Source organism: Pontivivens insulae, from assembly GCF_900302495.1.
GTDB classification, from domain to species: Bacteria; Pseudomonadota; Alphaproteobacteria; order Rhodobacterales; family Rhodobacteraceae; genus Pontivivens; species Pontivivens insulae.
This window is the reverse complement of sequence record NZ_OMKW01000002.1, coordinates 188,469-201,813: the sequence shown is the minus strand read 5'-3', so window position 1 is coordinate 201,813 and position 13,345 is coordinate 188,469. Positions and strand designations below refer to the sequence as shown.

Sequence of the window (13,345 nt, the reverse complement as noted above, 5' to 3'; positions counted from 1 at the left end):
TCAGCCCTTAGCGCAGGATGTAGCGAAGGTCCGCTCTCCGCCCAGGAAATGCTAAAACCTTCCCATTTGCAGCGAAGGTCTGCTTGTCCAATTTGTGAATGACCATCTGCTTTGCTCCTGAACAGCAAACCAACTGAGCCAGCCGGGAGCAGGCCCTAGAGACGAGCGCCGTCAGGGGCTTCGCTCAGAACCAGCGACCAGAGCAGCACCTCGGCTCAGCCAAACGCAAGTCGCAAAACGAGCCGCCGGGCTTTGCCGATCAGCGCGCTTTAGCAGCGGTGACAGCCCTGCTTGAGACCTAGCATACAAAATGCGCGACTTATTTCGAAACAACGTTGAATAGGCTGTGCTTTTCACTAGTCGGGCCTTCGATTGTTTCTATCTCGGCTGACAGCGGAAACGGTAACACTGCTAAAAATCGACTTCAGGAAAGGACACTATTGAAAAACCAGATTAGAGTTGAGATGTGCCAAATCAGCAAGAAAGTCGCTATTGGCCGGGCGCTCTTGACACTTTGCACGCCTAAACGGTCTTGATTTCCTTCGGCATAGGATTCCAGTCAAAGCATGCCCGTACGACACCGTGATCACCGGCACCTTCCGCCTTGTCCTCTGATCGACCGACATGATCGTTGAAGACCTCCATTTCACGGAAGCTCCAATGCCGCTTCCTCGAGTGATCGTAGAACTCCTCAGATACCAGGATGTGGTCTAGGCTCTCAAGCTTATTTTTAAATATATACGTGTAGTACACGTGACGCATCGATCTGAGCTGCTGTAGTCGTTCAGCGGAATACAGGCCCTTATTTGAAGATAGCCCAGCCGTACTCTTCTCAATAACCCGGTAGCTGGGCTGGTCAGATATTAACTCATTTGTAATCGACAAAGTTCCGTCATTTAGATCACCCAACACCACGACGGGTGACAAGGCATCCTTATCTTCTGATACCATTACTTCGTCCAATATTGCTCGCAGTGCGCCCGCCTCTATTACACGCCGAACGTGAGACAAAGTGCCCTTAGCAATGTTCGGATAGTCATTCAGAATTTCAGGCCTAGGTTGTGCAAAACTTACGCGCGCTGGCCCCTTTGATTTCAGATGTGCAACATAAACCGTGACGACCGGGGGCTTTGGGCTTCGACCCTCGGCCTGTATCTGCGCCTGCAATACTGGACGAGAAAACTCACTCAATGTGATTGTAACCTCCTCCTGCGCGCCTTCAGTTTCACGAACTTTCTCAAACTTATAGTTCTCGGGAAACTTCGACTGCCACGAAGCTCCAGGCAATAGTTGGCTGTCGCCCTTACGGTCCTTCCGCACGGCCAAGGCTACTTGCGGTCGGCCTCGGCCCGGAGCATCCCGAGCAACAAGATCGTACTGGTCAATAAGCCCTGCCGCCTCAAATGCATCGATTAGCGCTTGTCTCGACCAAAGCTCCTGAAATCCGATAACCTCTGCATCAAGCCGAACAAGTTGTGCAGCAGTCCATTCGATCTTTCGTCGATATTCAGCAAGCCCCGCTTCCGTGTCTGGGATAGTAGGCTTATTGCTGTCATAGGTAATACCCCCCGGCACTTGGAGATTATACAAATTGAACGTTGCGAAGCTGATATCACGCATATTCTCACCCACTCTGGAACCTCCATAAATTTGGTTTTACTAGGAGTGATCGAACTCCCCGTGGAAAATACTAGCAGCATGAATGCGCCTGTAGCCTCAAATCACTCAAATACATATTTAGAAATGATCAAAGTTAAAATTAATTCAAATTTATTCGATTTACTCATATATTCAAATATTTATGATTTTTCAAAAAATATAACCCAAAGTCCCCTCATCCATGAATAGTATTACGTCTTTGCAAAACACTGCGACCCCGCTCGCATTCACAAGCGGGGTCGAATGAGTTTGCTATTCAACTTTTTACACAGCTAGCTGCCGCGTTTGCGAGCAAATCTGCCTCTTCGTTGAGAGGGTCGCCACTATGGCCCTGCACCCATCGCCACTCTACAGAAAGCCCAGAAGCGACGGTCAAAAGCCTCTCCCAATGCGCCTGATTTTTTACAGGCTTTCCTGAGGCAGTGCGCCAATTATTTTTTTGCCATTTCATAAGGCGCTCATTCATGCCAAGCACGAGATACTGGCTATCAGAGAATACAATAACCTTTGATTGTTCGTCTCTCCTGATTTGACTTAGGCCAGATATCGCTGCCATCAGTTCCATTTGGTTGTTCGTCGTGAGGCCAGAAGAACCTTTGACAACTCGCTTCTTGACTTCCACACCACCTTCGCGGCGGCGCACTACTGCAGCATAGCCGCCTCTTCCTGGGTTGCCCTTGCAGCATCCATCCGTGTGGATCGTTATTTCTGTGGTCATGATAGTCTTCTACCTTTCTGCTTGACCTTTATTTTTGGGAAATTTCGAGCCACTCATATCTGAGAGGCATCATCTTGAATGCTGTGGGAACGTACCAGTGATCACCGAGATGATGTTTCGAACACCGAACATATTCTGGAAGAGGGCCACCTTAGCGATTGCCTGAGCGTCCCTTTCAGAGAAGTCGTAGTTACTGTTGAAGGCACCTTGAGCGGCACCCCCAGTTGCGCGGAACACGCCGTCGATCAGGTCTCCCGTGGGGTTCCCGAGCGCTGCGCCGACAGGACCGCCGCCACCGAGCAAACCTGACGAGCGGAAATCGAAGATCGGATCGAGACCAGCACCTTCACGCAGGGTGTCAAACCCAAGCGGCAGGACAGACGAGAACGCTGCACGCTGAAACGCAGCCTCAGCGAGTGCCTGAGGGTTCAAGCGCTGTTCGAGGAACTCCTCACGGTCGTCCCTTCCATACGAGTTGATGGACTGCTGAGCGGCGTAGAAGAGCCCGCCGAAGAACATCGACGTGGCGAAGGCCGAGAAGGTCTCCCAGTCGCGGTTGTGAAGTCCAGCGAGGGTCTGTTTGACGTATGCCGCCATCATGAAGGATCGGAACTGCCCAATGGTCTTACCGAGTTCATAGCTCATGAAGTCCGGCATGTTCCCGATGTCGTTCTCTTGGATGGAGCGTTTAGCCCACCGATCAACACCGTTGATGAACGCGTTCTTAGCGTCGAGGTCGTCCCACTTCTCAATGTTGATACGCTGAACCTTCTTACCGAGAAGGCCGGAGCTTTGGTCAACATGCTTTGCCAGCTGCGCCTGAATACGCGGGTGCATCTCTTCAGAGACCCCCATGACACGGAGCCGGTTAGGGTTGATCCCACGACGACCCGTTGCGTCATCCATGAACCGCTGAACGAGAACTCGAGCGTTGAGACGTTGAAGCACCATATTGACATGGCCCATGCCGGAGCCGACCACAGTGAACCGTTTGGCTCGCTGCAGACCATGGTCCAATCTCTGGAAGCGCGTAGCCTCCTCGACAGCCCCTCCCTCATCGTAGATCGCGGACATGTTCATCCGCTCGAGGTCGGTGCCGAAGCCCCAGATCGCCTCTATCTCATTAAGGAAGTCATCCTTGAAGGTGCCCGTCTTGGCGTTCGCGAATATCTTGCGAAGAGCTGGTAAGTTCTGCATGAGAACCCGAAGGCCACCGTTACCCAAGATGTTACCCACCTCAGCCAACTGAGCGACACCCAACTGTCCACCAATCCGCGAAAAGTTGTAATCCCGCAGCATACGCGCGGCAGTTCGGATGCTCGAAGCACCTTCGATAGCGATGCCGTTGATGAGCTTGTAGGTGTGATCGAGAACGCGGAGTTCTGAGTTCAGCTTTCGGGGGCTTATACCCTTCTCCCCAGCCTCAGCCGCAATGTACCCCTTCACAGTCTCGAAGGACGGAGCGTGCAGCGGTAAGTTCCCCTCAGCGTCCCTTACACGGAACTCTTTCAGGAAATCCTCCATGTGCCCCGCAGCGGTCACCGAACGGACATATTGAGAGAACAGCTGTTCGGCGTCGTTCTCAAGGAAGTCCTCAATCCCGACCTCTCGGGCGTTCCCGCCATTCAGCGGATACATCTTCTCCCGATGTGTCTCGTCGAGGTCCAGCCGCCACTTCGCGTTGCCAATGCGGCCCTGCTCAGCGGTGTCTCTCGTCATGCGAACGCTGTCGGTGATGCGGGTAACCTCAGCGGAGGACAAACCGGCATCGTCCAACATCATCTTCAGGGTCTCCATATCCTGGCCCGCGAGGGCTCGGTTCAGGTTGAACTCCCCGTAGCGCCGAGAACGGATACTCTTGATGTAGCTATCAGCGACCTTGAGGGCGTCCTCATAGTCGATCTCGTCTACCGCCATGGCCCTTCCGGGGTTGGCATTTCGCCACTTTCGGTTCGCCTTACGGATGCTCTCAGCCACCATCTTGGTGACAGCACCTCCTCCGAACTCACCAACGAGATCGTCGAGGCGGTCGATACGGTGGCGACGAACCATGTAGTTGTGGTTGGCCTTGATGTCGTCGAAGCCTCGGATGCCCATCTGCTTCCCGAACTCGAGTAGGTCAGCGAACTCCTGCTTCATCTGTCCGGCAACACGGGCGATGTGCTTATTGGTGGGGGCGTCAATCTCCCGCCGCACCGCTAGGGACACCTGACGATTGAACTCAGCGCGCTCGTTAACGCCATGCTGCCAGAACAGACGCCGTCCTTGATCTTTCAGCCAATCCCGGTAGGCGGAGTTGTAGGTGCGATAGAAGCGGCCCAGTCGAACACGCTCTTCCCGCGCCACGAGTTCCGAAACGGAGAACCGGTTGGTGGAGCGATCTGAATTGCCTACACCGTCTTCGACGAGCCCTGCCCCAAGACGACGCATGACGTCACTCTCAGAGCTCTTTAGGACAGCCGAGCGGTCGATACGAGCACTGGCCATCGCAGCTGTCGGAGCGCCCGCACTCTCAGCGGCCACCGTTTGGGCGGGCGTCAGGGATGCCTCTTGGGGGACCCGAGCTGCGCCTAAGGAGCCATCTACAGTTCCTCCGTTGAAGGCCCGGTTGATGTTGTCACCCTCGGCCCTCTGGAGAGCTGCGGCCATCTCGCGATCCTCAGGAGTGCGACCCCGGAGGCCACCAATGGCACCCCCGATGACGAAACCTGCAGCCGCAGAAACGGCAACATCATCCCAATCCATCGTCTGGTCCTGTGTCGCGAGGTATCCATCAATACCGCCGCTGACCGTGCCTGAGACTATACCAGCCCGGAGCATGCGCCCGATGCGGCTCACCTTAGCCCCGTAGATCACAGGAGCGGCGATGCCCTCGGTTGCCACGGATACGCCGATTGCGACCGGGTCTAGGATTGCTGCACCTAGGCGCAGACCCGTACCACCCCAACCGAGGCCCGCGAGGTCTTCGTCAATCTGTTGCTCCCGGCGGAGCTGGTCAGAGAGCGCCCGGAGGTGCGCCTCAGAAGTCGCTGAGTGAAGACCCTCATGGTACACCTCACCGAGGCCGTCGGTAACCTCCGTCCAGAGTTCTTCAGTGAGCCTGAAGTTGCGGTCTGGGGTGAACTCAGGGCGACCCATCTGCCGCGCCACGTTCGTACCAATCCACTCCTCATTCACCGCCATACGCGAAGCGTCCCACCAAGAAGGCGTCTCGGCCTCCTGTTGAGCTGTGAAGTCCCTCTCTTGGGCGATTGTGACAAAGGAGGCCACAGGGGTGCGCTCAACGGCGTCGATAGCGCGCTCCTCAAGGTTCGACATGGGTGTGATGTCCGAGAGTGCCGCCTCGTACTGAGACGGCTCAGGCTCCCCCGATGGGGATGCATCTCCAAGCTCGAATGTTCCGCCTGTGCGGGCAGCCTCAAGTGCCTGTAGAACGTCCCCTGAGGTGATCGTGGAGGCATTCAAGCCGTCATCGGCATAGAAGCTCTGTCCCTCTGCGGGTCGCCCATTGCGGTCAAACGTAGCGGCAGGTAACGCAGCCCACTCCATCGAAAGGTTCTGATGGAACTGTTGATCGGTGATGTTACCGGAGACCCAGTCGTTGTACCCACGGCGTGCCAAAAGGTGCATCGCCATGCGGTCCTGTAGTTCTTCATCGAAGAGTTCATCACCGGTTAGGTTTAGTTGTTGGACAACTTCATCAAGTGTTCCGCTGATTTGCTGGTAGCCACCGATGGCCGAAGACGGAGACCCCGCCCCGATGGAACGCTCCTGCCACTCCTGAACTTGTCTGATGGTCATTTGAGTGGGCGGGATTGGTGGCTCAATCAAGGAGCCTAGATAATAGTCATCGTAGCCGCGTGATGTTTCGGCAGCACGAATTAGCCCCAGGATGGGGTTAGGGGATGTTGGGATTTCCATGGAGTGTTCCTAAAATTCAGGGGAGTAGGGCGGCAGAAACAGCAAAGCCGCCTACCAATCGATAGACGGCTCGCCAGATTAGCTTTGCCTTGAAGCGGGGTTATGTCGTTGGTTTGATGGGCTTGAACTTGTCCATCACAAGCAGCCCCCTGATGCCGTAAAGAGCCATCAGCGAGAGCACGGTTGCGAGAGAGAGATCATACCCCTCGTGATGGTGGTGGCGTCTGCGAAGGACCGAAATGAAGGCAATTAAATCGGTGCGAATTCGGACAGTTCGAAAAGCCCCATTTTCTCGAGTTACTTCCTCGGAGAGCTTTCCATCACGCTCCACCGCCTCCGTCATCTCATCAAGCGAAATGAGGGAGAGAATTAGATCACGGACCTCATTGGCGGGTCTGGCCCTACGCTCGCGCCGCTTGCCTCTCATTGGGTCGGTCTGCGTTCCATAGAACTCTTGTGCTGTCAGCCACTTCCTTTGGTCGACCATGATGTTTCCTTTCGGTGGGTGCCTCCTCGCTCGTTTGCAAGACTGTTGGGGCAGTGATTGCGGTGGTTGCCGTCGACGTAGACAACACAACGGGCGGATCGAACGGGGTGCGTTGGTTTTTGGGGGTTCATAGGCTTCTGTTTGAGATACCTCTTGTAGGTGCGCATAGAGCGCATCTAACGGTGGTCGCTAGGGGGACTTGAGGTTGTGTTAGGCTGCGGCGTCGATCACAGGGAAGTCGTCGGTGCCCTCAATTGCGCTATTTAGCCAATCCGAAAGGATAGCCTTCATGCGCTTGTCAGGGATGGCCACAGTGATGGACTTTCCGTCACGGACACGGGTTCGCCAGATGAACTGGACCATCTCGCTCAGCGCATATGCGTCAGAAAAGGCCTGCCCTGAGACCCCGAGGAAGTTCTGGACCATTGGGTTCGGGGACATCGCATAAAGGTAGATGACGTGGCTCGCGTGTCTGTAGTCGTTTGTCCCTCGGGTCTTGTTCGGGAGCCAATGCACACCGCCCTTGCCATAATCTCTGCCAAATAACCGGGAGTGTTTCGCCCACTGGCCCGCATAGCGCCCCTTGCGATCTTCGAACCACTTGTCGCGGGCACAGGTGAGTATGATGTCTTGCCTGTTCACACCCCTCCATCGCCGCTCCATCAGTTTCTTAAGGGAGTTGCCGATGGCCTTGCAGTTCTTCTCACCCGAGCGCCGCGTCTGTTTGGAGAACGACAGGCTCACGCTAGTTGGGAGGGACAGGTTTTGGATAGAGACCAGAGAGTGTGCCTGCTTGAGCCACTCAACCGTGCCTTCACGCTGCAACTCGAAATCAGCTTTGGGGTTACCCTTGGAGATCATGCGGAGATAGGCGTGAATGTATGTGCCCTCGCTGAGGAAGGTCATCACAGTCAGGGACTTCCCTGCCAATAGGACTTGGTTCGGGGTCGCCACAGCGAATACACCCTTGTCGTCCACATGAAGCTGGCCCTGAACGGCTGGCTTGTAGATGTCTGGATGCAGCCTGCTTGAGTATGTCGGCTCACCGTCGCTGTCTGTGGTCTCGCGCTGCCACTTACGCCACCTGTCTGTGGGCATGACCTGCTTGGTCTCTGGACAGATGGTCGCATATCCACCTCCCACGATTGCTTCCTCGAATGCTTCGGCGTCGATGGTGTTGATACAAGTGACCGGGTTAGGGGCCTCATCTATGATGATGTGGTAGTCGGCCATGAGGTGGGCCAAGCGGAGCGTCATGAAAAAGAGCTTGTGGGTGATCGCCACGGACTGGCCTTCTTCGAGCATCTTCTCCAACTGGATGAGCTTTGGTCCTTTTCCGTCCGTTGGGGCAGTGATCTCGACACCATTAGGGGCATCGTTCTGGAACCGCTCGATCTCAGTGAGAAGGGGCGTGACTAAGAGATATTTTTTGGTGGGTGTGAGGGAAGCCAACATTTCCGTGGTCTTCCCGGTGCCGCAAGGTCTGTCGATGATGACAGTGTGCTTGGTTCGATCTGGGTAAAGCATAGCAATTCCTTGTGCTTGCTGTGTTAATTGGGCCATGAGGGCCAAGGGAAGTGCGAACCATTTGCCCCAACCCAAAAGTGGCTGGCTCGCAAGTTATTGAAAATAAGTAACTAATTAGCTCCTAAGAGGTCGCCGCCGTAAACCTGTAGTCTGTGAAAGGGACACCTTTAGGGGGTCACCCAAAAGGGAGACCGTAAGGGAGCATGAAGGGTTAGGCTGAAAGTGAAGAACTTCGCCTTGGCTGACTCAGCAGACAGGCAATAGCGATGAACTGTGAAGTTGTTTTTGCTGAATGCACGCAGAGTATCTGGGAGCACGTTATGGAGCCACCAGCAGGTCAGCTTCACATGCAGCGATCACGCTGGGCTTTGCCCTTGGGAAGACCCAAGGAGATGAAGTTACCTCTACGTGTAGCCCAACGTCTTTTTTTGTTGTTGTGCTGCCTACCGAAGCAAATTCGATCTCACCGAGCGGAATTAAAGCGCCATCTTAGTCTGATGGTGGTGCATGGTCTGTTAGAGTTACTCTCATTTGTCAGATTGTCACAGTATGGCAAAAAGCACTGCCTCACCCATCAGGACACTGACGTCGGAATTCACCACTGACCGCTGTAGGCAATGATTTTCATCTCAGACTTAAGATTGTGCTTAAGGATAGCCTCAATCCTCCCTAGTCTGGCCAAATTTCTCGTCCGAAATGGTGGCCAATTCAATACCCGAAGCGTCCTCTATGGGTCATAATGAAGAAAGGATAGACGGAGTAAACATCACACCTGCTCCGGTGCGACCGTCCTGTCGCCGCTTGGCTGCACTGTACGGGCAATCCTTCAGTGCCGGTACGGTGGGCCACTCACGTTTGGCTTACTTATTTCAAGTATGGGGGTTAATCATAAATCTCTGTGCTTGCTCGCTTGGAGCACAAGGTAGGCAGTCCTACTTCACAGAAGTAGAAGTTGTTTGTGTTTTGGCTCTGATAACTCCGTAAGGCTGCCTGGCAACTGGGTGTTCGGTCATTGGCGCAATTGAGCGTTGTGCCTCTGCTCGCTTAGGATGCGGTAGACACTTGACTTCCCGACCCCCAAAGCATCCGCGATATCCAACGGCTTCATTCCGCCGTGGGCTAGTCTTAAGATGTCTTTCGTCTTTGCTCGGGCGGTGGGCTTGCGACCAACATACCGTCCCTCCGCCTTCGCTTTGGCAATGCCCTCGCGCTGCCTCTCAAGCATGATTGACCGCTCGAACTCCGCGACGCTACCCAGAACAGTCAACATCAACTTCCCCGTCGCGGTGCCTGTGTCGATGCCAGTCGATAGAATGCGCAGCGCTGCACCCTTTGCCACAACAGTCTCCAAAACCGCCAGCAGATGCGACACCGAGCGCGCCAATCGGTCAAGCTTCGTCACGACGAGGGTGTCACCCTCTCGCAAGAAGTCCAACGCATCAGCTAGTTGTTTGCGTGCTTTAGCGTCCACGGATGACACCTGCTCACTGAATATCTTTTCACACCCGGCGGCACGTAGGTCCCGGTGTTGCCCCTCTAAACCTGCAAGCTGGTCTAGCGTAGATGTGCGGGCGTATCCGATAATCATGGTCGTTTTCTCCATTTAGTATCTATAGACATTTGGGAATTGCTTACCAAAATATGAAAACCACCCTATTGGGAGGTTATTGGGTAGCCAAACTCACTTCCCACACAGCCTTGGTCTATTTGGAAGGCCTCATTATTCCACAGTAAGCATGATGCAGGCGTGCGGAACGTCGATGATCAAGCCTTCGGGTTCAATGGCGAATACTCGCGAAGGCATGGCGCTAGTCTCTTTCGTAACTAAAAAAGAGAAACGCCCGATGCGAAGGTCTAAGATAATCATGGTCACCACCTTTTGGTTAAGCGCAGCCACAACGACTGCGTCCCAATACCGTTCCCACAACCAAAATTATCAGTCAAGACATTGTTTTTATTGCACTTATGGAGCTTTTCCAAAGGTGGATTTTCTTGGGGCGTAGCCCCCCCCCCCCCCCCCACGGGGGGACTAGCGGTACACTTATATTTATCTTGGCCTCTCAAATTTTTCTGATGAAATAAAATAGGGTTCCAATAGTACGTTTGGGCCGTGTTCTATTAGAAACAGGCAAAGCCTGATTAGCTCGCGTTGAAGTTCGTTTTTTCGTTCAATTGGGAATGCTGCATCAATGTGCAGGACATTAGTGGCTGGTATGCCCAAGATAACTTGCTTTCCGCCCTTACGATAATTCTTCCTCAAGAACAGGCACGTCTCCGCCCCACGGACGCGTGCCCTAATCCGTGGACCGTTGGGGGCGTCAGTTCTCTGAATGCCAATAAATCGAAAGCAGTCTTGTACTGCCAAGAATGGCACCTGGCGGCTCCCGTCCCGCATCCAGCGTACGTATGTGTTTGTGGTGGTGTCTTGGATGACGCCAAACGTCCGGGCTTTAACAAGGGCCACCAGATGCTCCATTCCAGTTATTTTTGAAAGTGTGTTTGATTTGGTCCTTTAGTCAGCACCTCAGTTCGTCCTGAGGCACAATCTCCTCGTTCCGAATACAGGTGTTTGCTTGGGTAATCGTTGCTAGATCTTTCATCGTTTTCCTTTCAAAGCCTCAAGGAGCTCTTCAATCTTCTCTGGGGTATCTCCGTAAGCCACCATAAGGGCGCTTATGAGCATGGACCGGGGGTTGCCCGTTAGGGATGGCGCGACCTTATCCATAACCGCACAGGCCCGGAGGCGGACCGCATGACGAGCAGTTTGACCACCTGAATTACCCATTGCATGCGTACGCGGCTGTGGCTCTACGGGTCCCAACTCAGCTTCGATGTCGTCGAGCTTCCCCTGGATGGCATCTCTCTCAGCGTCGTTAGTTGCTGGGTCGTCCCTCTTGGCCCTCAATTTCTCCACCTTCCGCAGATCGTCGAGGGTGGCCGTTCGCTTTTCTTTATTGGGCTTCGCTCTGATAACCTCGTCCATAGAAAAACACGTTTCGAAATGTACACGGTCATGCACTTTTGCATTAGCGATTTGCATGTATTTAGCAGCGGTCCGGTAACTGAAAGAGCAGTGCCCCCAGTCCTTCCCCTCTCCGACCCACTTCTTGAACTCCCCATGGGCCAACTTCTGTTTCACCTTGATCAGTTCCTCCCCGATCTCGGCAGCGATTTCCTTAGCGGTGCGCCCTAAGCGTAGGACTTCTCGATGTTTGTTGTTGACCGACACGGCAAGCCGCGCGGTCTCCTTAAGAGCCACGTTATGGGTAGGTATCCGCTTCGTTACCGTCGTTTCGGTGAATTTGGATTGATAAGCAGCATCGAGCATTGATGTTCCTTGTACAGCTGATAAAGGAACATGTGAAAAGGTGGCTGTATATTTTCAAGGTCCAGAATTTATTCGATTTTTCGGGAACCAACAGTCAGTGACGTCAGAGTGACGCGATCTCTCCTTAGGTATTGAAATTTAACACTGTGCACATGACACCTAATCCGCTGCTTGTGGGAAAAAATTTTGAAAATACGGCGATAGGTGCCATATTCCTCGAGAACATGATAGATTTGGCATCAAAAAGCTGACAAGTATCCGTCCTCACCCAATCTCTTCGAGATAATTTCTTGCCGTTCCGTTAGGTCCTTTAGGAGTAGGCCATGATCGTACGTGCTCGAACTTGTGCGCTCTCCAGCCCACCCACCAAGGTCGTTGGCATCGCTTGCAGACACGCCTGCCTGCCGCGCTTTTGTAAGCCACGTATGTCTGAGGGAGTGAAACGCTAGTCTCCCGTCCGTTTCAATGCCGAGAACATTTCTCCGCTCACGCGTAAATAGCTGAGAAAGTGATGAGGCTTTGCCCGTTGCTGGCCTGAGAGGAAATTCGTGGAAGATACGTGTTTCTTTACCCTCGTTCGCACGGCGAACACGGGTCAAAAGTAGCTCCCGAGCAATGGCGGGCACGGGTACCGTGCGCTGGGCATTTTCCGTTTTTCCTGCGTTGATCTTGAACCAAGACCCGTCCTCCGCCACATCGTCTACGAGAACTTTCGCGAGCTCATCAGACCGCGCGCCAGTTACAAGAGATAGCCTGAAAACATCACCCAGGCGATCACCGCGAGGGAATGCGGTCATCATCTTTGTGGCTTCAGTCGCTTCAAATATTCCACGTTTTGCCTGCGTATTTCTCGAAACCCGGCGAACGCCTTTCGGATTATCGAACGGATTCCCGATTGCCGCCCCGGTCAGCTTCCTTTCGAAAGCCCAGTTCCAAAGATTACGAAGCAGCCCAATCAGTTTTTCAATCGTAGCCAATGACAGCCCGCTAGGGGCACGGGGCGACGTCTGCTCCGGGAGAAAGTCTCCCCTAAATTCGGCAATCAACTCTGATGTAACATCTTCCAAAAACAAAGTGTCTTGGTCGCCCTTCATAAATGCGCAGAGGTACCTAACGGAAACCTTGAGGTCGTTCGCGGTAGTCTTCTTCAAAGGAGCATACCCATTCCCGTTGCCGGGTCGGCGATCATGTAGGTAACGGGCTACTGCATCCGCTATTGATGGCGTACCCGAGAGGGCTACTCTTTGGAACGTACCTCTGCGTTCTGCAGGTGCGTTTCTGGCTTCTTCCTCAATCAAGTCCTGTACATCTGGTTCATAACGTTCCGGGCCGCCTTGTGCCCGTTGATTGCGAAGAGCCTCCGCCCAGGCGGCAGCACGTTCCACGCTGAACCGATCTCTAATTGCCTCGCCGACCAGTGCATCAGCCTCCATTTCCCGAACTTCCGCCAATCTAACGTCTCTGAGCTTCTTGGCAGTAGGGAGATGGTGTGTACCTCCAAGGCTTCTCTTTATGTAGGCACCAAACTTTTTACCGGTTGAAGGATCAACCGAACCTCTTAGCGCAGAAGGCGTGCGCATATTAAACCGATAGGCGGTACCCGGACCTCGAGGCTGAATGATGTACTTCATGTCTCGCTTCCTCTTCTCAGCAGCGGAGCTGTGGGTAACTGTTACCCCCGCGCCTTTGTGCTCACTGAAGAATT

At 53.8% G+C, this 13,345-nt stretch carries 8 protein-coding genes; all 8 read right to left on the bottom strand.

The features are described from left to right. Positions 1–522: 522 nt before the first annotated feature. The 8 genes from POI8812_RS06350 to POI8812_RS06305 all read right to left on the bottom strand — a co-directional run bounded on the left by POI8812_RS06350 (position 523) and on the right by POI8812_RS06305 (position 13,271). Positions 523–1,632 (bottom strand): endonuclease/exonuclease/phosphatase family protein, encoded by a 1,110-nt coding sequence (locus POI8812_RS06350; RefSeq protein WP_146186130.1) that lies wholly within the window; start codon positions 1,630–1,632, stop codon positions 523–525. A 283-nt stretch (positions 1,633–1,915) separates the two neighbouring features. Further along, positions 1,916–2,377, bottom strand: a complete 462-nt coding sequence (rnhA, locus tag POI8812_RS06345; protein ID WP_108781723.1) for a ribonuclease HI — start codon at positions 2,375–2,377, stop codon at positions 1,916–1,918. 69 nt (positions 2,378–2,446) lie between these two features. After that, on the bottom strand, positions 2,447–6,178 hold the full coding sequence (locus POI8812_RS06340; RefSeq protein ID WP_146186129.1) for a hypothetical protein: 3,732 nt from the start codon (positions 6,176–6,178) through the stop codon (positions 2,447–2,449). A gap of 220 nt (positions 6,179–6,398) precedes the next feature. Beyond that, positions 6,399–6,785, bottom strand: a complete 387-nt coding sequence (locus POI8812_RS06335) for a hypothetical protein (RefSeq protein ID WP_108781721.1) — start codon at positions 6,783–6,785, stop codon at positions 6,399–6,401. A gap of 210 nt (positions 6,786–6,995) precedes the next feature. Further along, the gene (locus POI8812_RS06330; protein WP_146186128.1) at positions 6,996–8,240 is read right to left on the bottom strand and encodes a YonV C-terminus-related protein; all 1,245 of its coding nucleotides are present in this window, start codon (positions 8,238–8,240) and stop codon (positions 6,996–6,998) included. A gap of 1,081 nt (positions 8,241–9,321) precedes the next feature. Beyond that, positions 9,322–9,900 (bottom strand): recombinase family protein, encoded by a 579-nt coding sequence (locus tag POI8812_RS06325; RefSeq protein ID WP_108781719.1) that lies wholly within the window; start codon positions 9,898–9,900, stop codon positions 9,322–9,324. A gap of 1,008 nt (positions 9,901–10,908) precedes the next feature. Beyond that, positions 10,909–11,640, bottom strand: a complete 732-nt coding sequence (locus tag POI8812_RS06310) for a DUF3102 domain-containing protein (RefSeq protein ID WP_108781716.1) — start codon at positions 11,638–11,640, stop codon at positions 10,909–10,911. A 239-nt stretch (positions 11,641–11,879) separates the two neighbouring features. Continuing rightward, a complete protein-coding gene (locus POI8812_RS06305) occupies positions 11,880–13,271 on the bottom strand; it encodes a tyrosine-type recombinase/integrase (protein ID WP_162844932.1) in 1,392 nt (463 codons plus the stop codon). Positions 13,272–13,345: the final 74 nt, after the last annotated feature.

What these genes read in the sequence shown, in the direction of transcription:
- rnhA (WP_108781723.1), bottom strand. Translation starts at nt 2,377, where the DNA reads ATGACCACAGAAATAACGATCCACACGGATGGATGCTGCAAGGGCAAC.
- POI8812_RS06340 (WP_146186129.1), bottom strand. Translation starts at nt 6,178, where the DNA reads ATGACCATCAGACAAGTTCAGGAGTGGCAGGAGCGTTCCATCGGGGCG.
- POI8812_RS06335 (WP_108781721.1), bottom strand. Translation starts at nt 6,785, where the DNA reads ATGGTCGACCAAAGGAAGTGGCTGACAGCACAAGAGTTCTATGGAACG.
- POI8812_RS06330 (WP_146186128.1), bottom strand. Translation starts at nt 8,240, where the DNA reads ATGTTGGCTTCCCTCACACCCACCAAAAAATATCTCTTAGTCACGCCC.
- POI8812_RS06325 (WP_108781719.1), bottom strand. Translation starts at nt 9,900, where the DNA reads ATGATTATCGGATACGCCCGCACATCTACGCTAGACCAGCTTGCAGGT.
- POI8812_RS06310 (WP_108781716.1), bottom strand. Translation starts at nt 11,640, where the DNA reads ATGCTCGATGCTGCTTATCAATCCAAATTCACCGAAACGACGGTAACG.
- POI8812_RS06305 (WP_162844932.1), bottom strand. Translation starts at nt 13,271, where the DNA reads ATGAAGTACATCATTCAGCCTCGAGGTCCGGGTACCGCCTATCGGTTT.